Origin of the sequence: Inhella crocodyli (genome assembly GCF_004004565.1) — a bacterium.
GTDB lineage: Bacteria > Pseudomonadota > Gammaproteobacteria > Burkholderiales > Burkholderiaceae_C > Inhella > Inhella crocodyli.
Genome location: NZ_SACM01000001.1, coordinates 1012561 through 1034436 on the forward strand (window position 1 = coordinate 1012561; position 21876 = coordinate 1034436).

Genomic DNA, 21876 nt, shown 5'->3' on the forward strand with positions numbered 1-21876 from the left:
CACGCCGGAGACGAAACTCAATCGTCAAATAGATGTAACCCGGTTACATTGGCACTGCGTTTGTCTCAGATCAAGCCCCAACCATGCCCCGCGCCAAGTCCCCAGTGCCGCCCGCCCCTGTCGCTGACAAGGAGCAACCGCTTCGCCACGACATTCGCCTGCTGGGCCGTCTGTTGGGCGAAGTGATTCGCGACCAAGAAGGTCGCGAATCGTTCGAGTTGGTGGAGCGAATCCGTCAACTGTCGGTGGCCTGGAAGCGGGGGCAAGACGCCGCGGCCGGCAAGCAAATCGACAAACTGCTCAAGGGCCTGTCCAGCCAACAAGCGGTGATGGTGATCCGGGCCTTCAGCTACTTTTCGCACTTGGCCAACATCGCCGAAGACCGCCACCATGTCCGCCGCCGCGAGCATCACGAACGCGAAGGGCATGTCCAAGCCGGTTCCTTGGCCTACAGCCTGGAGCAGCTGCACCAAGCCGGCGTTCGCCCCGCTGAAATCGGGCAATTGCTTGAACGCGCCCACATCGCCCCCGTTCTGACGGCACACCCAACCGAAGTGCAGCGCAAGAGCATCTTGGACGCCGAGCGCGCGGTCGCGGAACTGATTGCCGAACGCGATGGCCTGGTTTTGGAGCGCGACCTGCGCCGCAACGAGGACGCTTTGCGGGCAAGGATCACGCAGCTTTGGCAAACCCGCATGCTCCGCTACAGCAAGCTGACCGTGGCGGACGAAATCGAGAACGCGCTGTCGTATTACCCGGTCACGTTCCTGCGCGAGATCCCGCGCTTGTACGCCGAGTTGGAAGAAGCCCTCCCCGCCTTGAAGGGCGCCGAACTGCCTGCCTTCTTGCGCATGGGTCACTGGATCGGGGGAGACCGCGACGGCAACCCCAATGTCGGCGCCGCCACCATGCGCCATGCACTGCGTCGGCAGGCCGAAGTGGCCTTGCGGCACTACCTGACGGAACTGCACGAACTGGGGGCCGAGCTGAGCATCTCGGCCCGGTTGACCACCATCACCCCGGAGATGCAAGCACTGGCAGAGCGCAGCCCCGATCAGAACGCGCACCGCATGGACGAGCCGTACCGCCGTGCGCTCACGGGCATGTATGCACGCCTTGCGGCCACGCTGCACGACTTGACAGGCACCGAAGCGCTTCGGCATGCCGTCGCGCCCCAAGACCCCTACCCGTCTCCCGAGGCCTTGCTTGCCGACCTGCGCACGATCGAGGCCAGCCTGCGATCGCACCACGCCCAGGCGCTGATTGGGCAGCGTTTGGCACCCTTGATGCGTGCTGTGCAAGTCTTCGGCTTTCACCTGGCCACCCTGGACCTGCGACAAAGCAGCGACCAGCACGAAGCCGTCGTGGCGGAACTGCTGGCCGTGGCACGGATTGAGCCCGCGTACAGCGAGCTGGACGAAACCGGCAAGCGCACTCTCTTGCTGAGACTGCTGCAAGAGGCCCGCCCGCTGCGCGTGGTGGGGGCTCAGTACAGCGAGCGCTCGCTCGGGGAGATGGCCGTGTTCGAGGCGGCACAAGAAGCGCTGCAGCGCTACGGACGCGAGGCCATCCGTCACTACATCATTTCGCACACAGAGTCCGTGAGCGACCTGCTCGAAGTGCTGATCCTGGCCAAAGAAGCCGGCTTGCTCACGGGAAGCCTGGGCTTGGGCGCCCGTTGCAGCCTCATCGTCAGTCCGCTGTTCGAAACCATCGGAGACCTGCGCGAGGCGGCCGCCATCATGGAGGCCTTCTATGCCCTGCCGGGCATCGCCGACATGGTGCGCGACAGTGGCAACGAGCAGGACATCATGCTCGGCTACAGCGACAGCAACAAAGACGGCGGCGTCTTCACCAGCAACTGGGAGCTGTACCGGGCCGAGTTGGCCTTGGTCGCGCTGTTCGACGGCCTTCGGGCCCGGCAGGGTGGCCCCACCTTGCGCTTGTTCCACGGCCGTGGCGGCACGGTGGGACGGGGAGGTGGCCCCAGCTACCAAGCCATCCTGGCCCAACCTCCGGGTACCGTCAACGGCCAAATCCGGCTGACCGAGCAGGGCGAGGTCATCGCATCGAAGTACGCCAACCCCGACATCGGCCGCCGCAACTTGGAAACCTTGGTGGCCGCCACGCTGGAGGCCAGCCTCTTGCACCCCACCCAAGCGGCGCCCAAGCCCTTCTTGGAGGCGGCACAAACCCTGTCGGATGCCAGCTTCGCGGCCTACCGCCACCTGGTCTACGAAACCCCAGGCTTCGCCGACTACTTCTTCGCGGCGACTCCCATCCGGGAAATCGCCGAACTCAACATCGGGTCGCGGCCCGCCAAACGCCCGGGCAGCGGCGGTGGCGCCAAGGCCATCGAAGGCCTGCGCGCCATTCCTTGGGGCTTCAGCTGGGGCCAGAGCCGCGTGGCCTTGCCCGGCTGGTGCGGATTTGGGTCGGCGGTTCAACACTTCTTGGGCGACCCCGAGTCGCCTGCCCACGGCAAGCGTCTGGCCCTGCTGCGCAAGATGCACAAGCAGTGGCCGTTCTTCCGCACGCTGCTGTCGAACTTGGACATGGTGCTGGCCAAAACCGACCTGGGACTCGCCGCCCGGTACGTCGATCTCGTCGAAGACAAGAAACTGGGCAAGCGCATCTTTGCGGCCATTCAAGCGGAGTACGACGCCACGCAGCAGGCCTTGACCGACATCACGGGCCAACGGCAGCGACTGGCCAGCAACGCGGCTCTGGCTCGCTCCATTGCGCATCGCTTCCCCTACATCGAACCCCTGAACCACCTGCAGGTGGAGTTGATGCGTCGCTACCGGGCCATGCCACCTGCGGACCGGCAAGACCCCGACAAGGTGGAACGGCTACAGCGGGGCATCCACCTCTCCATCAACGGGGTGGCGGCTGGCCTGCGAAACACAGGTTGACAACGCAAGGGGGGCCTGCTGCGTTACGCTGGCTCTCACTTTGTTAGCGCCGCCACCTCGGCGGCCCCTCGCCCATGAAATCACTCCCCATGGCCGCCGCCAGCTTGCTGATGGCACTCGTCAGTTCCGTCCACGCCACCGACGTGGGCGTCTCGATCTCCATCAGCCAACCGGGCGTCTACGGCCGGATCGACATCGGGCGATACCCCCAGCCTGTGCTGGTCCAAACCCAGCCGGTGATCGTCCAACGGGGGCCACGCGTTCTCGAGCCCGTGTACCTCTGGGTGCCGCCCGGGCACCAGAAGAACTGGCACAAGCACTGCGGGCGCTACAACGCCTGCGGGGTGCCGGTGTACTTCGTCCAAGAGCGTTGGTACCAGGACCACGTGGCGCAGGGCGGCCGACGCGATCGCGACGGCTGGGACGACCGGGATGAGGGCAACGAACGTCGCGGTGGCCGCGGACATGGCCACGACAAATCGGGCAAAGGGCACGGCAAGGGCCACGACTGAGCCTCGCGTGATGCCGGTGGGCCGCTGGCAATGCGGACCACCCTGGATCAAGGTCCCAGGGTGCGCTGAGGGGTCAAAGCCGGGTGAGGCGCTGCTTGCCGCGCCGCTTGCCTTCGTACATGGCTGCATCGGCGCGTTGCAGAAGGTGGTTGGGGTCGCTGCCGTCCAGGGGCGCCAGCGCATACCCGATGGTGGCACCGACCCGCACACTCAGCCCCTCTAGGTCGTAGGGCAGCTGAAAGGTCGCTAGCAACTCCTCGCCCAATCTTTGGGCGTGCTGCTCATTGGCCAAGCCTTTGGCCAAGACCACGAACTCATCCCCCCCCAAGCGGGCCACGATGTCGGCCACGCGCAAGAGCTCGCGCAAGCGCGCGGACACCGCGACCAGCAGGCGATCCCCGACCTCGTGGCCAAACTCGTCATTGACGGGCTTGAAGCCGTCAAGATCGATCAGGTACACGGCGGTGATGGGTGCAGCTTGGCCCACTGGCAAAGACTCGCTCAATGCAGCCTGCAGCCCCCGGCGGTTGGGCAATCCCGTCAATGCGTCGGTGGCGGCCATGCTCAAGGCATGGTCGCGTTCGTGGGCCGCTCGCAGCGCCTGCTCGTGCACCGCGTTCAACCGAAGCGCGAGCACGCGCAAGAAAAGCAGCATGTCCAGCGTCGTGCCGATCTGGAACGAATGCAAGGTCCAAGCATTCGCGGGCACAACGCCTCGGATCACCAGCACCATGATCGTGGTGGTGATGAAGTAGCCCAGCCAGGCCACGATGAAGTACCAGCCCACGCTGTCGCCCCGGCGAGCCCGTCGCACGGCCCCGGGCAAGCCCATCAAGGCGGGCGCCAGCCCGACGGTGCCGATGACCTTGCTGACCACGTGAACGTCGACCCAACCCACGGCATAGGCCCAACCGACCAAGGCCAAGAAGGCCGCCCCGCCCTTCATGACCGGGCTAAACCAGCGGTGCTGCTCCGGCTCGCGCAAGACCTCTTCGACGAACAGGAACGTGCCCGCCGAGGCCATCAAGGCTGCCAAGCCAGCCAGGTGCAACTCGAACCAAAACACGTCGGTCCACAGGTACTGCGCCCCGATGCCGAACTGAACGATCGAGAACATCACGCCGCCCCCAATGAGAACGGCGTACTTGATGAGCAGCGCCTCCCTCAGGGTCAGCCACTGGGCCAAGCTGTAGCAAATCAGGCAAACGCCCAACCCCACCAGCAGGCCCTGCAGCATTTGCTCCCGCAGGGCTCGGGCCAAAAACACCGACTCCTTGCTGAGCGTCATTGGCACGATCATCCCGCCCAAGGTTTCAACGCGAAGCCACAACTCGTGCGACTGACCGGGCCGCAGTTGCAACTCCACCGCGTGGGAGCGGCTCGGCATGGGGCGGTCGGCGGCCAGTTGGGTGTTGCCCAGGCGTGCCTGCTGGAGCACCTGCCCTTCAGCACTGATGACGTAGACGTCCATGCGATTGAGGACGGCGTAGTCCACGTCGAAGACCCAGCGCCCGTCCGAGGCCGCAGACACCGCCAAGGGCACCCGCATCCACACCGCATCACGGCGGTGGCCAAGGGTCGATGCCGCCGTGGTCGGCACGGTGAACTCTGCTACGCGCTGCCTGGCCTCGGCCACGGTCATGCTTTTGCCTGGATCGCTCAGGACCGTCACGGCCGACCACACGTTGACCTCGCGATGCTGGTCGTCCAAGGTCAGCCCCGCGGCCTTGGCAGGCGCCCAGGCCCCCAGGAGCCACAAGGCCAGAACGCATGCAAGCTCAAGTACGCGTCGCATGCCAGGCCCCAGGCACCGTGAATTGGTCTTCGAGCGCGTTCACCCACGCCGGCGCGCGGACGTCGTGCCCCCAGGCGCCCACGGTGCCATGCATTTGCTGCAGCACCCCATCGGGCAGGCGCAGGGGCCGGGTTTGGTCCATCAAGAGGCCACTCAAGAGGTGGTACCCCAGCACCCTGCCGACCATGCGGGACAAGGAAAAGTCCGGCCGGAACCAGCGGCCGAGGACATCGAGGCCACGCGCCAGCATGAGCGCCGCAGCGAAGGTCCATCGGGAACTGAGCGGAACGGGAAACTCCTGCCCCAGGCCGATGTCGGCCGCGCTGCGCGAACCGCACAAGCGTCGCGTCATCAACACGGGCCACGGCTTGGCCACCCGCCAAGGAATGACACGGGCCATGCACGCCATCAACGCGCGGCCCAAGGGCCCACGGGGATCGGGGGCCACCGACGACTGACGTCGACCTCGTTGCTGCAGCAGGGCAAACAGGGCCTGGGCGTCGTCCATCCCTTGCGCCATCAAGCCGGGTTGAACCCCGACCAAGGCGCCCATCACGTTCCAGGCATGCAAGACGGCCGCCTCATCGGCCGGGCGGTGAGGCACCCCCAAGCTGTGAAGTCCGCGGAGGATGACGTAGCCGAAGGTCAGCAGCGTGTAGGCCAATTCTTCCTGGTTGCAGGGCAGCCCCAGGGCCCGATTCGGCCAGCCACGTCCCACCAAACTCGCCACGAAGCTTTGCGAGGGGTCCAGTGCAAGTTCCTGGAAGGCCATGGGTTGCAACTCGCGCGACCGAGCACCGGCGGGCGCCCCCCGCAAGATCAAGTGCCGCACCATGGCATGGATCAAGCGCACTTTCAGCACCTGCGCCCGACCCGACCCCGTGGGTGACACCAGGCCTCCGCGCATCATGACCGGGAAGATCATGGCCGCCGTGGCGCGAATGCGGTGCTCGGTGCGGGCCTCCAATTGGCCCGTGGTGTGCAGAACCTCGGCCAAGTCAGGCACCACGTAGCACTCGGGCAAGCTGGCGCAGAAGAGCAGCAAGCAGGACAGCGCGCCTTCCTCGAAGAACAAGGCCTCAGCTCGCTCGATGAGTTCGGGCCGCGCCCAGGACGGCAGCGCCTGCGTCTGCAGCAGGTACTCGCCCAGCACCTCGGCCACCGCCTCCGGCGTGCCAGCGGGCGCCTGCCAATGCGCTACATCCGCGTTGGTGCACCAAGAACTCACCGCGGCATTGATCTCGGCGACACGCCGCTGGAGCGACGTCAAGGCCGACGCCACCGGCAGATCGACATCGCTGGCGTCCCGCCAACAGGGCGCCAGCAGCCGCTCAATGGCGGCGTCGGCAACGGGATCGGCTTCGAAGCGTGCGCGATCGAGCGCAGCGTCGTCGGGCAATTGGGTCATGTCACGGCCAGCACATTGGGCGCTGGCCACCACACAGGCATCCACGCGCAGAGCGCTGGATTATGAAAAGACCCGCGCGCCATCGACCTGGGGGTCTGCCCTGGGGGCGGATCAAACGGCCAAACGTTGGCGAGCAGCGGCGTACTCGGCGGCCAGGCGGGCCACCAACTGGGACGTGGGCAGCACCGCCTTCACGGCTCCGATGCCTTGGCCGCAACCCCAGATGTCCTTCCAAGCCTTGGCCGCGGCATTGCCTCCAAAATTCATCTTGCTGGGGTCACTTTCTGGCAAGTGATCGGGGTCCAGTCCGGCCTTCAGGATGGAGCCTCGCAGGTAATTGCCGTGCACCCCAGTGAAGAGGTTGGTGTAGACGATGTCGTCGCTCGTCGACGCCACCACCATGTCCTTGTAGTCCTGCGCCGCACGGGCTTCCTCGGTCGCGATGAAGGCCGAGCCGATGTACGCCAAATCGGCACCCATGGCCTGGGCGGCCAGGATGCCATCGCCCGTGCCGATCGCGCCCGACAACAACAGCGGCCCTTGGAACCATTCGCGGATTTCGGCGATCAGGGCGATCGGGTTCTTCACGCCAGCATGCCCACCCGCCCCCGTCGCTACCGCGATCAGGCCGTCGGCCCCCTTGTCGATCGCCTTGTGCGCAAAGGTGTTGTTGATGACGTCGTGAAGCACGATGCCACCCCAGGCGTGCACGGCCTGGTTGATGTCTTCTCGCGCCCCCAAGGACGTGATCACGATGGGCACTTTGTACTTGGCACACACCGCCATGTCGTGTTCCAGGCGGTCGTTGCTCTTGTGCACGATCTGGTTGATGGCATAGGGCGCAGCCGGGCGGTCCGGGTGGGCCCGGTTGTGGGCCGCGATGCCCTCGGTGATTTCGGCCAACCACTCGTCGAGCAACTCAGCCGGACGCGCGTTCAAGGCCGGCATGGAGCCCACCACACCGGACGTGCATTGCGCAATGACCAACTTTGGCGTGCTCAAAATGAACATCGGCGAGGCCACCACCGGAAGGCGCAGGCCTCGAAGGATCGGCGGCAAGGCCATCAGAAGGCCTCCAGCGGCAAGGCCAGGGCACTCTCGGCACCATTGAGCACGGCATCGCGCAAGGCCGCGGTGCGCGGCAGGATGTGCTCGGCGTAGAAACGGGCGGTGGTGACCTTGGCCTGCATGAAGGCCAGGTCCTCGCCCGCCGCAATCGCCTTCTCTGCAGCCAGCAGGCCCCGTGCGAGGCACCAGCCGGCCACGAGGTTGCCTGCCAACATCAGGTAGGGCACAGAACCGGCGAACACCGCGTTCAAATTGCCCTTGCCAGTGGCCGCCAAGTAGTCGACCACGGCCTCGTAGGCTTGGCGCGCGTGACTCAAATTGGCGCGAACGGCATGGGCCGCCGTCGAGCCTTGCGCCAACTCGGCCTCGGTCGCCTCCACCAAGGTCGCCAGACCACGGGCGAATTGGCCACCGTCGCGCAGCGTCTTGCGGCCGACGAGGTCGTTGGCCTGGATCGCGGTGGTGCCTTCGTAGATGGTCAGGATCTTGGCGTCGCGGTAATGCTGCGCAGCACCGGTTTCTTCGATGAAGCCCATCCCGCCATGGACTTGGACGCCCAAAGACGTGACCTCATGGCTGATCTCCGTGCTGTACCCCTTCACCAGGGGCACCAGGAATTCGTACAAAGCTTGCTGCGCGGCATCTCCTTGGGCATGGCCGCGGTCGTAGGCGCCCGCCGCCATAGTGGCCATGGCCCGGCAACCTTCGGTCAGGGCGCGCATGGTCATCAGCATGCGGCGAACGTCGGGGTGGTGAATGATCGGCGCGGCCCCTGGCAGCGACCCGTCCACCGGGCGGCTTTGCACCCGATCACGGGCGTAGCCAACGGCTTGCTGGTAAGCCCGCTCGGCCAAGGCCAAACCTTGCACCCCCACGCCGTAGCGGGCCGCGTTCATCATGATGAACATGTACTCCAGCCCACGGTTCTCATCGCCGACGAGATAACCGATCGCCCCACCGTGATCGCCGAACTGAAGCACCGCCGTCGGGCTGGCCTTGATCCCCAGTTTGTGCTCGATCGACACACAGTGCACGTCGTTGCGCGCGCCCAGACTGCCGTCTGCGTTGACCAGCACTTTGGGCACCACGAACAAGCTGATGCCCTTGACACCCGCCGGCGCACCCGGCACCCGGGCCAGCACCAAATGCACGATGTTTTCGGCCATGTCGTGCTCACCGTAGGTGATGAAGATCTTGGTGCCGAACACCTTGTAAGTGCCATCCCCCTGGGGCTCGGCGCGGGTGCGCACCAAGCTCAGGTCGGAGCCGGCTTGCGGTTCGGTGAGGTTCATCGACCCCGTCCAACTGCCGTCGATCATCTTGGGGATGTAGCGGCTCTTCAACTCGTCGCTGCCGGCCGTCAGCAGGGCTTCGATCGCACCGTCGGTCAGCAAAGGGCACAGGGCGAAGCTGAGGTTGGCGCTGTTGACCATCTCTTGGCACGCGGCGGCGATCACCTTGGGAAAGCCTTGGCCGCCAAAGTCGGCCGGGTGCACCAGACCTTGCCAACCGCCCTCCACGTATTGGCGGAACGCTTCTTTGAATCCGGGCGTCGTCTTGACGATGCCGCCTTCGTGCCAGCTCGACGGATTTTTGTCGCCCTCCCAGTTCAGCGGGGCAATGACCTGTTCGGTCAGTTTGGCGCACTCTTCCAGCACGGCCTGCGCCGTGTCCAAGCCGTGGTCGGCAAAGGCAGGCACGTCGTGCGTGAGACCGTCCAACTGCGCGAGGTGCGCCATGTTGAACAGCATGTCCTTGACGGGGGCGGTGTAGCTCATGGGGGTCTCCGAGAATGAAAAAGGGCGCCGGCACAAAGCTGTGGCGGCGCCCTCAGGGATGCAGGTTCAGGCGATCAGAGGCTGCTGACCAGCTCGGGCACGGCCGCGAACAGATCGGCTTCCAGGCCGTAGTCGGCCACGCTGAAGATCGGGGCCTCCGGGTCCTTGTTGATCGCAACGATCACCTTGGAGTCCTTCATGCCGGCCAGGTGCTGGATGGCGCCCGAAATACCCGCAGCGATGTAGAGCTGCGGCGCCACGATCTTGCCCGTCTGGCCCACTTGCCAATCGTTCGGGGCGTAGCCCGCGTCCACCGCGGCTCGGCTGGCCCCCAGCGCAGCGCCCAGCTTGTCGGCCAGGGGCGTCAGCACCTCGTTGAACTTGTCGCTCGAGCCCAGCGCGCGACCGCCCGACACGATGATCTTCGCGGCCGTGAGTTCAGGGCGATCGCTCTTCGTGGTCTCGCGGCCCACAAAGCTGCTCTTGCCAGAGTCGGCCACGGCGCTCACCGCTTCGACCGGTGCGCTGCCGCCCTGGGCCGCGGCGTCGAAGCCCGTGGTGCGCACGGTGATGACCTTGACGGCATCCGTCGCTTGCACCGTGGCAATCGCATTACCGGCATAGATCGGACGCTCGAACGTATCCGGGCTCAACACCTTGGTGATGTCCGTGACCTGGGCCACATCCAGCAAAGCCGCCACGCGCGGCGCGACGTTCTTGCCCCCAGCCGTCGCCGGGAACAAGATGTGGCTGTAACCACTGGCGATGGCCAGCACTTGGGCGGCCACGTTCTCGGCCAGTCCTTCGGCCAGCGACGCTCCATCGGCGTGCAGCACCTTGGCCACGCCAGCCACTTGCGATGCCGCAGAGGCGGCGGCACCAGCGTTGTGGCCAGCCACCAGCACGTGCACGTCACCCCCACAGGCCAGGCCGGCCGTGATCGTGTTCAGGGTCGCCCCCTTCAGGGAGCCATGGTCGTGTTCAGCAATGACGAGGACAGCCATTTCAAATCACCTTCGCTTCGTTCTTCAGCTTGCCCACCAACGTGGCCACATCGGGCACCTTGATGCCGGCGCTTCGTTTGGCAGGCTCGGTCACTTTCAGGGTCTTGATGCGAGGCGTCACGTCCACGCCCAGATCGGCGGGCTTGACGACATCGAGCGTCTTTTTCTTCGCCTTCATGATGTTGGGCAGCGTGACGTAGCGCGGCTCGTTCAAGCGCAGGTCCGTGGTGATCACCGCCGGCAGGCCGAGCTTCACGGTCTCCAGGCCACCATCGACCTCGCGCGTGACGGCCACACCGCCGTCCACGGCTTCGACCTTGCTGGCAAAGGTGCCCTGCGGCATGCCGGTCAGCGCGGCCAACATCTGGCCCGTTTGGTTGCAGTCGTCGTCGATCGCTTGCTTGCCCAGGATCACCAACTGCGGCTGCTCCTTCTCAACCAAGGCTTTGAGGAGCTTCGCCACGGCCAGCGGCTGCAATTCAGCATCGGTCTCGACGAGGATGGCGCGGTCAGCGCCAATGGCCATCGCGGTGCGCAGGGTTTCCTGGCACTGCGTCACGCCGCAAGACACCGCCACGATCTCGGTGACGACGCCCTTCTCCTTCAGGCGCACGGCTTCTTCCACCGCGATTTCGTCGAACGGGTTCATCGACATCTTCACGTTGGCGATATCCACGCCCGTGCCGTCGGCCTTGACCCGCACCTTCACGTTGTAATCCACCACCCGCTTGACGGGCACCAAGACTTTCATCACGCGCTCCTTCGTGAAACTGACTGAAATCATTCTAGGGGTCGCCCTGCTTCCTCATAGGGCGAAAGGGGCAAACGAGGGGCCAAAATAGAACGGTCGTTCTATTTTTTGTGAAGGATGTTGGATGGCGTGCATTGGGGTGTTCGATTCCGGCGTCGGCGGACTGACCGTCTTGGCCGCCTTGCGCCGTGCGCTGCCCCGTGTGCCACTGCATTACGTGGCCGACAGCGCACACGCGCCGTACGGCGAACGCAGCCCTGAGTTCATCCGCGAGCGCAGCTTGGCCCTTGCTCAGCGTTTGATCGGGCAAGGCGCCACCTTGATCGTCGTGGCCTGCAACACCGCCACGGCCCACGCGGCCGACGCCCTGCGCGCGGCGCATCCCACGGTACCCATCGTGGGCATCGAGCCCGGCATCAAACCGGCGGTGGCGCGGAGCGCAGGTGGCCGAATCGGCGTGTTGGCCACAACCAGCACCGTCAACAGCGCGCGATTTCAAGCCCTGCTGAGCCGCCATGCGGAAGGTCGCGAAGTGACCGCGGTGGCGGCGGCAGGCGTGGTGAGCCACATCGAGCGGGGGGACTTGGACAGCCAGGCGCTGCGCCAGCTCGTGGCCCAGCACGTGGCCCCATTGAAGGCCGCGCAAGCCGACACCGTCCTTTTGGGCTGCACACACTACCCCCTCATCCGCCCCCTCTGGGCTGAGGCCCTGGGCCCGGACGTCCACGTGGTGGAGGTGGAGGACGCGGTGGCAATGCAAGCCCAGCGCCTGTGGAATGCGCAACCCACCCACATCGACAGCGGTCGCATTTGGCTGCAAAGCACGGGAGGCCTTGAGAACCTGGGGGGCCTGGCACGTCGTGCGCTGGGCTGGGAGTCGTTCGCCCTGTCGATGGCCGGAGCAGCCTGAGCGCCCTGGTGCCCGGGACGGGACTCGAACCCGTACGGCCCTTTTCAGGAACCGGCGGAGTTTAAGTCCGCTGCGTCTACCGATTTCGCCACCCGGGCGGGCGGCGCATTGTGCTGGAGCGGGAAACGAGGCTCGAACTCGCGACCTCAACCTTGGCAAGGTTGCGCTCTACCAACTGAGCTATTCCCGCAAAAACACTGACCACGAAACACTTGGAGGCGCGGGGCGGAGTCGAACCGCCCTGGACGGATTTGCAATCCGCTGCATAACCGCTTTGCTACCGCGCCCCGGGGTCCCGCCCCCGGTTGGTGCCGGGGATAAAAAAAGGAAGCCGGGGCTTCCTTTTCGGAAAACTTGGAGCGGGAAACGAGGCTCGAACTCGCGACCTCAACCTTGGCAAGGTTGCGCTCTACCAACTGAGCTATTCCCGCGTCGCACTTCGATGGACAGCTCGAACAACCAAGCGCCCAACGAAGTCCTCCATTCTATGCCAAATTTTCGATGGAAATCAAGTGCCGCATCAGTGCTTGATGGCTTCGGTCGTGGCCGCGGGCGTTTCTGCCGGCTTTGCCGCCAACTCCTCTTCCGTCAAGGGCGTAGGCGCCCTTTCCAGGGCCAACTCCAACACCGTCTCGATCCAGCGGACCGGCAAGATCTCCAAAGACTCTTTGACGTTGTCGGGGATCTCCTGCAAGTCCTTGACGTTTTCTTCGGGGATCAAAACGACCTTGATGCCGCCGCGGTGCGCTGCCAACAACTTTTCCTTCAGCCCGCCGATGGCCGTGACCTCGCCGCGCAGGGTGATTTCCCCCGTCATGGCCACATCGGCCCGAACAGGAATGCCCGTCATGGCCGACACCAAGGCCGTGGCCATGGCAGCACCCGCGCTGGGCCCGTCCTTGGGCGTGGCGCCATCGGGCACGTGGATGTGCACGTCTCGCTTCTCGAAGAGTTCGTCCTTGATGCCAAGTTGGGCCGCACGCGATCGCACCACCGTGCGTGCCGCCTCGACAGACTCCTTCATCACGTCACCCAGCGATCCGGTTCGGGTGACCAGGCCCTTGCCCGGCATCAGGGCCGCCTCGATGGTCAGCAAGTCGCCCCCCACCTCGGTCCATGCCAAACCCACCACCTGGCCGACTTGGTTCTTCTTCTCGGCACGTCCAAAGTCGTACTTGCGCACCCCCAAGAATTCGTTGAGGTTGTCTTCATTGACCGTCACAGGGGCGGTCATCTTCTTGAGCTGAAGGCCCTTGACCACCTTGCGGCAAATCTTCCCGATCTCGCGCTCGAGCGAGCGCACTCCCGCCTCTCGGGTGTAGTAGCGGATCACGCCACGCACGGCCGACTCGTCCACCACCAACTCCGCATCAAGCACGCCGTTGTTCTTGCGTTGCTTGGGCAGGAGGTAGGCCTGCGCGATGTGGACCTTCTCGTCTTCCGTGTAACCGGAAAGACGGATCACCTCCAAGCGATCCAACAGGGCCGGCGGGATGTTCATCGAGTTCGCCGTGGCGACGAACATCACGTCGGACAGGTCGTAGTCCACCTCAACGTAATGGTCGCTGAAGGTGTGGTTCTGCTCGGGATCGAGCACCTCCAACAAGGCCGACGACGGATCGCCCCGGAAGTCCTGGCCCAACTTGTCGATCTCGTCGAGCAAGAACAAGGGATTGCGGGTGCCCACCTTGGTCAGCGACTGCAACACCTTGCCCGGCATGGCGCCAATGTAGGTGCGACGGTGGCCCCGGATCTCGGCCTCATCGCGCACCCCCCCCAAGGCCATGCGCACGAACTTGCGACCGGTGGCGCGCGCAATGCTTTGCCCCAGCGAGGTCTTGCCCACCCCGGGTGGGCCGACCAAGCACAAGATCGGCGCTTTGACCTTGTCCACGCGCTGCTGCACAGCGAGGTATTCGAGGATGCGTTCTTTGACCTTGTCCAAGCCGAAGTGGTCTTCGTTCAGAACGTCTTCGGCCAGCGGCAGGTCGTGCTTGATCTTGGTCTTCTTGCTCCAAGGCAGCCCGATCAAGGTGTCCAGGTAGTTGCGCACCACCGTGGCCTCGGCACTCATGGGAGACATGAGCTTGAGCTTTTTCAACTCGCCTTCGGCCTTGGCGCGCGCCTCTTTGGGCATCTTCGCGGCCAAGATGCGCTTTTCGAGTTCCTCGATGTCAGCGCCCTCTTCGCCATCGCCCAACTCCTTCTGGATGGCCTTGACCTGCTCGTTCAGGTAGTACTCCCGCTGGCTCTTTTCCATCTGGCGCTTCACGCGGCCGCGGATGCGCTTCTCCACCTGCAAGATGTCAACCTCGTGCTCCAGCAGCTCCAGCAGCTTTTCAAGGCGCTTGGCCACGTCCGACAAGTCCAAGACCGACTGCTTGGCCTCAAGCTTCAATTGAAGGTGCGCGGCGATGGTGTCGGCCAAGCGACCGGGCTCGTCGATGCCCGCGATCGACGTGAGGATCTCCGGCGGAATCTTCCGATTGAGCTTCACGTACTGATCGAAGTGCTGCACCACCGCGCGACGCAAGGCTTCGATTTCAGGCGCCGCCACGGCATCTGGGCCGATCGGCAGGACCTCGGCCACGAAATGGTCTTGCTCTTCCCGAACGCGGCTGGCGCCGGCGCGCTGCAAGCCTTCGACCAGCACCTTCACGGTGCCATCGGGCAACTTCAGCAACTGCAAGATGGTGGACACGCAGCCGATGTCAAAAAGATCTTCGGCCTTGGGCTCGTCTTTCGCGGCCGCCTTCTGGGCCACGAGCATGATCTGACGCCCCGACTCCATGGCCGCTTCCAGGGCCTTGATCGACTTGGGGCGCCCCACGAAAAGGGGAATGACCATGTGGGGAAACACCACCACGTCCCGCAGGGGAAGCAACGGGAGGGTGATGGGCTCAGAGGGCAGCAGGGCTTGACCTGACATGTGTGGATTCCTTCAGAAGGTCAGGCTCATCTGGGGCCGGCCGCTCCAAGCACAAGGGCTCGACAGCAACTGGCCAGAGGGTCACGCGCTGGCTTTGGCCTCGCGGTACACCAGCAGGGGCTTCGTGCCTTCGTCGATGTTGGACTCGTCCAAAACGACCTGTGCCACGCCTTGTTGCGCTGGCAAATCGAACATGGTGTCGATGAGCGCATGCTCGACGATCGAGCGCAAGCCGCGTGCACCGGTCTTCCGTTTCAGGGCCTTGCGGGCGATGGCCGTCAGTGCCGACGGCCGAACGTCCAGCTCCACCCCGTCCAACGCGAACAGTTGTTGGTACTGCTTCACCAGCGCATTCTTCGGCTCGACCAAGATCTGCACGAGGGCGTCTTCGGTCAACTCCCCGAGGGTGGCAATCACCGGCAGGCGCCCCACCAGTTCAGGAATGATGCCGAACTTGATCAGATCGCCGGGTTCGATTTCGGCAAACAGTTCCCCGATCTTCCGTTCGGTGGCACTCTTGACCGATGCCCCGAATCCAATCCCCGACTTTTCGGAGCGGTTCTGAATGACCTTCTCCAGGCCATCAAACGCACCACCGCAGATGAACAGGATGTTGGTGGTGTCGATCTGGAGGAAGTCTTGGTTCGGGTGCTTGCGTCCACCCTGTGGCGGCACGCTCGCCATCGTGCCTTCGATCAGCTTCAGCAAGGCCTGTTGCACCCCTTCGCCCGACACGTCTCGGGTGATGGAGGGGTTGTCGGCCTTGCGACTGATCTTGTCGATCTCATCGATGTAAACGATGCCGCGTTGGGCCTTGTCGACGTCGTAATTGCAGTTCTGCAGCAGCTTCTGGATGATGTTTTCGACGTCTTCGCCCACGTAACCGGCTTCGGTCAAGGTGGTCGCATCGGCAATCACGAACGGCACGTTCAGCAAACGGGCCAAGGTCTGCGCCAGCAAAGTCTTGCCAGAACCGGTCGGTCCGATCAACAGGATGTTGCTCTTGCTGAGTTCAACATCGCCCTTCTCAGCCTCACCGAGGTGCTTCAGGCGCTTGTAATGGTTGTAGACCGCCACAGCCAAGGTCCGCTTGGCCGGATCCTGTCCGATCACATACTGGTCGAGGATCGCCTTGATCTCGGTGGGCAAAGGCAGGTCCGAGCCCTTGCGATCGCGCGGCGTCTCGGCATTCGCGACCTCGTCGCGAATGATGTCGTTGCACAACTCAATGCACTCGTCGCAGATGAACACCGACGGGCCCGCGATGAGCTTTTTGACTTCGTGCTGGCTCTTGCCGCAGAAGGAGCAGTACAGCACCTTCTCGCCGGAGCCGCCTTTTTTGTCAGGCATGGGAATTACTTTCGGGCGGGAGGTTGCGAGCCATGGTAGCGCAGCAACTGGCCCCCGCTGTCAAAGGAAATCAGAAACGACCGAGGCCGTTCAAGCGCGCTTGTCGACCACTTTGTCGATCAAGCCGTAGGCCTGCGCCTCGGCCGCGGACATGAAGTAATCGCGCTCGGTGTCGGCGGTGATGCGCTCCAACGTTTGCCCGGTGCGCTCCGCCATCAAGCGGTTCAGTTGCTCTCGGGTCTTCAAGATCTCGCGGGCGTGGATCTCGATGTCCGTGGCTTGCCCCTGCGCGCCGCCCAAGGGCTGGTGAATCATGATCTTGCTGTTCGGCAGGGCAAATCGCTTGCCTTTGGCCCCAGCCATCAGCAGGAAGGCTCCCATGCTCGCCGCCATGCCCAAGCACAGCGTGCTCACATCCGGCTTGATGAAATTCATCGTGTCGAAGATGGACATGCCCGCACTGACGCTGCCCCCAGGGGAGTTGATGTACAGCGAAATCTCCTTGTCGGGGTTCTCGCTCTCCAGGAACAGCAATTGCGCCACCACCAAGTTGGCCGTGGCGTCGTTGACGGGGCCGACCAAAAACACGATCCGCTCGCGCAGCAGTCGGCTGTAGATGTCGTAAGCGCGTTCGCCGCGGCCCGACTGTTCGATCACGATGGGCACCATGCCCAGATTGCTGATTTCCAAAGCGCTCATGCGAGTCCTCTGTGTGTGTTCGGCAAATGATAGGGGCTGAGAAACAGCAAGGCGCCGCCCCGGTCGGGTACGGCGCCTTGGCGTGGGGAGAAGGCCCGATCAGCCTTGGGCTTGCTGTGCCATCAGTTCGTCAAACGGCACGGCCTTGTCGACCAGCTTGACCTGCGACAGCACATAGTCGGTCACGTTGTTCTCGATGACCACGGCTTCGACCTCTTGCATGCGCTGACGGTCGCTCAGGTACCAACGCATCACGTCGGCCGGCTTTTCGTAGCTCTGGCTCAGCTCCTCGATGTGGGCCTGCAACTGCTCGGGCTTGGCCTTCAGGTTTTGCGTGCGAACCAGTTCGCCCACCACCAGACCCAGGCGCACGCGGCGCTCGGCTTGGGGGGTGAACATCTCGGCCTGCACCGGCATCTTGTCGGCATCCTTCAGACCTTGGGCCTTCAGACGCTCGCGGAAGTCGCCAACCAAGCGGTTCGCCTCTTCCGCCACCAAGGCCTTGGGCAGGTCCAACTCCGCCACTTTCACCAACGCGTCCATCGCGGCGGCCTTGTTGCGAGCCAGCACGCGGAACTTGACCTCGCGCTCGAGGTTCTTGCGCACATCAGCGCGCAGGCCTTCCACCGTGGCTTCCTTGATGCCCAATTGCTTGGCAAACGCATCGTTCACCTCGGGCAAGTGCTGCGCCTCGATCTTTTTGACCGTGACCAAGAAGTCGGCTTCTTTGCCGGCCACGTCCTTGCCGTGGTAATCCTCCGGGAAGGCCAGCGGGAAGGTCTTGCTTTCGCCCGACTTCATGCCGCGAACGGCCTTCTCGAACGCTTCCAGCATCTGGCCTTCGCCCAACTGGAACTGGAAGGCTTCGGCCTTGCCGCCCTGGAAGGGCTCGCCGTCGATCTTGCCCTCGAAGTCGATGGTGACACGGTCGCCGTCTTGCGCCGCGGCGTCCGCAGCACGTTGGGCGAAGCTGCGACGCTGCTTACGCAGGATGTCCACCGTGCGGTCCACGGCCTCGTCGGTGACTTCGCTCGAGACACGCTCGACCTCAACAGCAGCCAGGTCGCCCAGCTTGATCTCCGGGTACACCTCGAAGGTCGCGTCGAAGGCCAACTCGCCCTCGGCCGCGCTGTCCTTCTGCGCGATGCTGGGCACGCCAGCGACACGCAGTTGAGCTTCGCTGGCGGCCTTGGCAAAGGCCTCGCCCAGCTTGTCGTTGATGACTTCGTACTGCACCGAGCTGCCGTAGCGGCTGGCGACGAAGCTCATCGGCACCTTGCCGGGGCGGAAGCCATCGGCCTTGACGGTGCGGGCCAGTTTCTTCAGGCGCTGCTCGACTTCGCTGCCAATGCCACTGGCGGGCAGGGTCAGGGTGATGCGGCGTTCGAGCTTTTCGAGGGTTTCGACGGTGACGGCCATGGCAGCAGGTCAGAAAAGAGGAATGAAAGCGGTGGTGCGCGGGGCCGGACTCGAACCGGCACGCCGGTGAAGGCGTCAGGACCTAAACCTGGTGCGTCTACCAATTTCGCCACCCGCGCGGGTGCGGCCTCGACGCACTGGGCCGGACCCTATGCGCCCAAACCAAGATTCGGCGAACCCGCGATTCTAGCCGGCTGCCGATCTGTCCAGGTTCAGCGGGGCACGCGCACCCGGAACCAGGCAGCGTACATGGCCGGCAAAGCCAGCAGCGTCAAGGCGGTGGCGACAACCAAGCCACCCATGATCGCCACGGCCATGGGGCCCCAAAACACGCTGCGCGAGAGGGGAATCATGGCCAACACCGCGGCCGCCGCGGTCAGCACGATGGGGCGAAAACGCCGTACCGCCGACTCGATGATCGCCGACCACGCGGGCACCCCCCGGGCGCGGTCCTCCTCGATCTGGTCGATCAAGATCACCGAATTGCGCATGATCATGCCCATCAGGGCGATCACACCCAGCAAGGCCACGAACCCGAAGGGACGGTTCAGCAGCAACAGCGCGCCCGCGACCCCGGCGATGCCCAGGGGCCCCGTCAGGAACACGAGCATCGAGCGCGAGAAGCTCTGCAACTGCAGCATCAGCAAGGTGAAGATGATGAAAAGCATCAGGGGCACGCCGGCGGCGATCGAGCCCTGACCCTTGCTGCTTTCTTCCACCGCGCCAGCCACTTGGATGCGATAGCCATCGGGCATCTTGGCCTGCAGCGCCTGCAGTTGCGGCCAGATTTGGTTGCTGACCGTGGCGCCCTGCAAGCCTTCAACCACGTCGCCCTGCACGGTGATCGCGTACTGCCGGCCTTCGCGCCACATCACGCCCGGCTCGAATCCGAATTCGTGCTGCGCCACCTGGCTCAGGGGCACGCTGCGGCCACTGGCCGTTGGGAGGTAGGCGCTGGCCAAGTCGGTCAGGCTGCTGCGCTCGTCCAGGGGTTGTCGCAGCACGATCTCGATGAGTCGATCGTCTTCCCGGAACTGCCCGATGGTGCTGCCCGTGAGGATGGTTCGTGCCGCTTGGGCAATGCTCTGGCTGCTGACGCCAAGCGCCCGCGCCTTGTCCTGGTCGACCTTGAGACGCAGGACCTTGATGGACTCGTTCCAGTTGTCGTTGACCCCCAGCATGTTGGGGTTGGCAGCCACGATGTCTTTGGCCTCGTCTGCCCAGCGGCGCAGAACCAGGGGGTCGGGGCCGATCACGCGGAACTGCACCGGGTAGGGAACCGGCGGCCCGTTGGGCAACAGCTTGACCCGCCCCCGCACATCACCGAACTCAGCCGCGAGCACGGACGGCAGGCGCTGCCGGAGCTCTTCTCGGTCCTTCAATGACTTGGGCAGCAAGATGAATTGCGCCACGTTGGACTGCGGGAAGACGTTGTCCAGCGGCAGGTAGAAGCGAGGCACGCCCGATCCCACCCAAGCGGTGACGGACTCCAGGCCGGTTTCCTTGAGCATCCGTTGCTCGAAGCGCTTGGCCACAGACTCCGTGTTCTGGATCGGCGCGCCCTCCGGCAGCCAGAGGTCGACCAAGATCTCCGGGCGGCTCGAATCGGGGAAGAACTGCTGCTGCACTTTGCCCATGCCCACGATGCCCAGGGCGAAGATGGCCACGGTCATGCCGATGGTGATCCACCGGTGCAGCACGCACCAGCGCACGAGCGCCCGGAAGCGCGCATAGAACGGGGTGTCGAACAATTCGTGCGCATGTCCCGGTTGCGCCGGCCGCGTCCGCAACAGCAAGGCGCCCAGGTAGGGCACAAAGTACACCGACACCACCCACGAAATGACCAAGGAAGCCGCCGTGACGGCAAAGATGGCGTAGGTGTACTCGCCCACCGACGAGCGCGCCAATCCGATCGGCAGAAAGCCCACCGCCGTGATCAAGGTGCCGGTCAGCATGGGCATGGAGGTCACTTCGTACGCAAACGTGGCGGCCGTCTTCTTGTCGTAGCCTTCTTCCAGTTTGCGCACCATCATCTCGACGGCAATGATGGCGTCGTCCACCAACAGGCCGAGCGCGATGATCAAGCTGCCCAAGGAAATCTTGTGCAGCCCAACGCCCCAATAGAACATGGTCACGAAGGTGATGGCGAGCACCAAGGGGATGGTGATCGCGACCACGAGACCCGGCCAGATGTCGATGCGCAGGGGCTTGGTGTGCAGTCCGAGGCTGATGAAACTGACCGCCAGCACGACCACCACGGCCTCGATCAGCACCTGCACGAACTCGCTCACCGAGCGCTGCACCGCCTGGGGCTGGTTCTGCACCTGGGACAGCGTCAAACCGGCCGGCAAATTGGGCTCCAGCTTGCCAATGGCCTCTTGCAAGGACTTCCCCAGGCGAATGATGTCGCCGCCCTTGGCCATGGAGACGCCCAGGGCAATCACCTTCTGGCCCTGATGGCGCACCGAAACGGCAGCCGGCTCTGCGTAGGCCCGCGTGACCGTCGCGATGTCGCCCAAACGCAAACTGCTGGCCTGACCCGTTTGCGGGTTCACGGCCCGGATGGCAAGTTGCCGGACCGACTCGATGTTTTGGAATTGCCCCTGGACCCGGACCCCCACGTTGCCGTCTTCGCTGTTCAGCAAGCCCGAGCCCTCGACCGCGTTCTGGGCGTTCAACTGCCCCACGATCTGGTTCAAGTCCAACCCCATTTGGGCGATCTTGCGGTGCGAAATCTCGACGTAGATTTTTTCGGGTTGCACGCCGAACAACTCGACCTTGGCGACGTCCGGCACCCGCAAGAGCTCGGCGCGAATCGCATCGGCATGACGCCGCAGTTCTTCCGGGCTGTAGCCATCGCCGCTCAGGGCGTAGATGGAACCGTACACATCACCGAACTCGTCGTTGAAGAACGGGCCGAGAACGCCTTGGGGCAAGGTATGGCGAATGTCGCCCAGCTTCTTGCGCACCTGGTACCAGGTCCCGGGCACGTCTTTGCCCGGGACGCTGTCCTTCAGTTGGAACAAGGTGAGCGACTCGCCCGGCTTGGTGAACGAACGGATGCGATCGGCGTACGCCACCTCTTGCAGCGAGCGCTCGATCTTGTCGGTGACCTGGTCGGCCATCTGCTGTGCGGTCGCCCCCGGCCAGAACGACTGGATGACCATGGCCCGGAAGGTGAACGGCGGGTCCTCGTCCTGGCCCAACTGGAAGTACGCGGCGAAGCCAACGACCATCAGCACCACCATCAGGTAGCGCGTCAGGGACGGGTGCTCCAGCGCCCAGCGTGAGATGTTGAAGCGGTGGCGGGCGGTGTCGACGTTGCTCATGACCGCGCC

At 64.3% G+C, this 21876-nt stretch carries 14 protein-coding genes and 5 tRNA genes; 3 read left to right on the forward strand and 16 right to left on the reverse strand.

Annotated elements, in window-relative coordinates:
• Positions 1-83 precede the first annotated feature (83 nt).
• Both ppc and EOD73_RS04685 read left to right on the forward strand, forming a co-directional pair.
• Positions 84-2915 (forward strand): phosphoenolpyruvate carboxylase, encoded by a 2832-nt coding sequence (gene ppc / locus EOD73_RS04680; RefSeq protein ID WP_127681324.1) that lies wholly within the window; start codon positions 84-86, stop codon positions 2913-2915.
• Positions 2916-2989: 74 nt separating this feature from the next.
• The gene (locus tag EOD73_RS04685) at positions 2990-3427 is read left to right on the forward strand and encodes a hypothetical protein (RefSeq protein WP_127681326.1); all 438 of its coding nucleotides are present in this window, start codon (positions 2990-2992) and stop codon (positions 3425-3427) included.
• A 73-nt stretch (positions 3428-3500) separates the two neighbouring features.
• On the opposite strand, the gene EOD73_RS17705 is transcribed toward EOD73_RS04685, so the two are convergent.
• The 6 genes from EOD73_RS17705 to EOD73_RS04715 all read right to left on the reverse strand — a co-directional run bounded on the left by EOD73_RS17705 (position 3501) and on the right by EOD73_RS04715 (position 11231).
• Positions 3501-5222, reverse strand: coding sequence for a diguanylate cyclase (locus EOD73_RS17705; RefSeq protein WP_127681328.1), 1722 nt, complete (start codon positions 5220-5222; stop codon positions 3501-3503).
• Positions 5206-6630, reverse strand: a complete 1425-nt coding sequence (locus tag EOD73_RS04695) for an oxygenase MpaB family protein (RefSeq protein ID WP_127681330.1) — start codon at positions 6628-6630, stop codon at positions 5206-5208. Before EOD73_RS04695 ends, EOD73_RS17705 begins: the two co-directional genes overlap by 17 nt.
• Positions 6631-6741: 111 nt before the next feature.
• Positions 6742-7695 (reverse strand): NAD(P)H-dependent flavin oxidoreductase, encoded by a 954-nt coding sequence (locus EOD73_RS04700; protein ID WP_205702408.1) that lies wholly within the window; start codon positions 7693-7695, stop codon positions 6742-6744.
• Positions 7695-9476, reverse strand: a complete 1782-nt coding sequence (locus EOD73_RS04705) for an acyl-CoA dehydrogenase (protein WP_127681332.1) — start codon at positions 9474-9476, stop codon at positions 7695-7697. The genes EOD73_RS04700 and EOD73_RS04705 overlap by 1 nt, the downstream gene beginning before the upstream one ends.
• A 74-nt stretch (positions 9477-9550) precedes the next feature.
• On the reverse strand, positions 9551-10480 hold the full coding sequence (locus tag EOD73_RS04710; protein WP_127681334.1) for an electron transfer flavoprotein subunit alpha/FixB family protein: 930 nt from the start codon (positions 10478-10480) through the stop codon (positions 9551-9553).
• Position 10481: 1 nt separating this feature from the next.
• Positions 10482-11231, reverse strand: coding sequence for an electron transfer flavoprotein subunit beta/FixA family protein (locus EOD73_RS04715; protein WP_127681336.1), 750 nt, complete (start codon positions 11229-11231; stop codon positions 10482-10484).
• Positions 11232-11355: 124 nt separating this feature from the next.
• Between EOD73_RS04715 and murI the strand changes: the two genes are divergently transcribed.
• On the forward strand, positions 11356-12141 hold the full coding sequence (gene murI, locus EOD73_RS04720; RefSeq protein ID WP_127681338.1) for a glutamate racemase: 786 nt from the start codon (positions 11356-11358) through the stop codon (positions 12139-12141).
• Between the two features lie 6 nt (positions 12142-12147).
• Here the strand turns inward: murI and EOD73_RS04725 are convergent.
• From EOD73_RS04725 to EOD73_RS04770, 10 genes are all read right to left on the reverse strand, one after another.
• A tRNA-Leu gene (locus EOD73_RS04725) sits at positions 12148-12239 on the reverse strand.
• A 16-nt stretch (positions 12240-12255) separates the two neighbouring features.
• Positions 12256-12331: transfer RNA gene (locus EOD73_RS04730), tRNA-Gly, on the reverse strand.
• 23 nt (positions 12332-12354) lie between these two features.
• Positions 12355-12428: transfer RNA gene (locus tag EOD73_RS04735), tRNA-Cys, on the reverse strand.
• 68 nt (positions 12429-12496) lie between these two features.
• Positions 12497-12572, reverse strand: a tRNA-Gly gene (locus EOD73_RS04740).
• Positions 12573-12661: 89 nt separating this feature from the next.
• Complete coding sequence (lon, locus tag EOD73_RS04745; protein WP_127681340.1) at positions 12662-15070, reverse strand: endopeptidase La; 2409 nt, start codon at positions 15068-15070, stop codon at positions 12662-12664.
• 81 nt (positions 15071-15151) lie between these two features.
• On the reverse strand, positions 15152-16420 hold the full coding sequence (gene clpX, locus EOD73_RS04750) for an ATP-dependent Clp protease ATP-binding subunit ClpX (RefSeq protein ID WP_127681342.1): 1269 nt from the start codon (positions 16418-16420) through the stop codon (positions 15152-15154).
• A gap of 90 nt (positions 16421-16510) precedes the next feature.
• A complete protein-coding gene (gene clpP, locus EOD73_RS04755; RefSeq protein WP_127681344.1) occupies positions 16511-17119 on the reverse strand; it encodes an ATP-dependent Clp endopeptidase proteolytic subunit ClpP in 609 nt (202 codons plus the stop codon).
• 99 nt (positions 17120-17218) lie between these two features.
• A complete protein-coding gene (tig, locus tag EOD73_RS04760; RefSeq protein WP_127681346.1) occupies positions 17219-18538 on the reverse strand; it encodes a trigger factor in 1320 nt (439 codons plus the stop codon).
• A gap of 32 nt (positions 18539-18570) precedes the next feature.
• A tRNA-Leu gene (locus EOD73_RS04765) sits at positions 18571-18657 on the reverse strand.
• Between the two features lie 93 nt (positions 18658-18750).
• On the reverse strand, positions 18751-21867 hold the full coding sequence (locus EOD73_RS04770; protein WP_127681348.1) for an efflux RND transporter permease subunit: 3117 nt from the start codon (positions 21865-21867) through the stop codon (positions 18751-18753).
• Positions 21868-21876 lie beyond the last annotated feature (9 nt).

Excerpts from the sequence above, each read along its gene's own strand:
- clpX (WP_127681342.1), bottom strand. The coding sequence starts at position 16,420 with ATGCCTGACAAAAAAGGCGGCTCCGGCGAGAAGGTGCTGTACTGCTCC.
- EOD73_RS04770 (WP_127681348.1), bottom strand. The coding sequence starts at position 21,867 with ATGAGCAACGTCGACACCGCCCGCCACCGCTTCAACATCTCACGCTGG.
- EOD73_RS04695 (WP_127681330.1), bottom strand. The coding sequence starts at position 6,630 with ATGACCCAATTGCCCGACGACGCTGCGCTCGATCGCGCACGCTTCGAA.
- EOD73_RS17705 (WP_127681328.1), bottom strand. The coding sequence starts at position 5,222 with ATGCGACGCGTACTTGAGCTTGCATGCGTTCTGGCCTTGTGGCTCCTG.
- EOD73_RS04700 (WP_205702408.1), bottom strand. The coding sequence starts at position 7,695 with ATGGCCTTGCCGCCGATCCTTCGAGGCCTGCGCCTTCCGGTGGTGGCC.
- tig (WP_127681346.1), bottom strand. The coding sequence starts at position 18,538 with ATGGCCGTCACCGTCGAAACCCTCGAAAAGCTCGAACGCCGCATCACC.
- lon (WP_127681340.1), bottom strand. The coding sequence starts at position 15,070 with ATGTCAGGTCAAGCCCTGCTGCCCTCTGAGCCCATCACCCTCCCGTTG.
- murI (WP_127681338.1), top strand. The coding sequence starts at position 11,356 with ATGGCGTGCATTGGGGTGTTCGATTCCGGCGTCGGCGGACTGACCGTC.
- ppc (WP_127681324.1), top strand. The coding sequence starts at position 84 with ATGCCCCGCGCCAAGTCCCCAGTGCCGCCCGCCCCTGTCGCTGACAAG.
- clpP (WP_127681344.1), bottom strand. The coding sequence starts at position 17,119 with ATGAGCGCTTTGGAAATCAGCAATCTGGGCATGGTGCCCATCGTGATC.
- EOD73_RS04705 (WP_127681332.1), bottom strand. The coding sequence starts at position 9,476 with ATGAGCTACACCGCCCCCGTCAAGGACATGCTGTTCAACATGGCGCAC.
- EOD73_RS04685 (WP_127681326.1), top strand. The coding sequence starts at position 2,990 with ATGAAATCACTCCCCATGGCCGCCGCCAGCTTGCTGATGGCACTCGTC.
- EOD73_RS04715 (WP_127681336.1), bottom strand. The coding sequence starts at position 11,231 with ATGAAAGTCTTGGTGCCCGTCAAGCGGGTGGTGGATTACAACGTGAAG.
- EOD73_RS04710 (WP_127681334.1), bottom strand. The coding sequence starts at position 10,480 with ATGGCTGTCCTCGTCATTGCTGAACACGACCATGGCTCCCTGAAGGGG.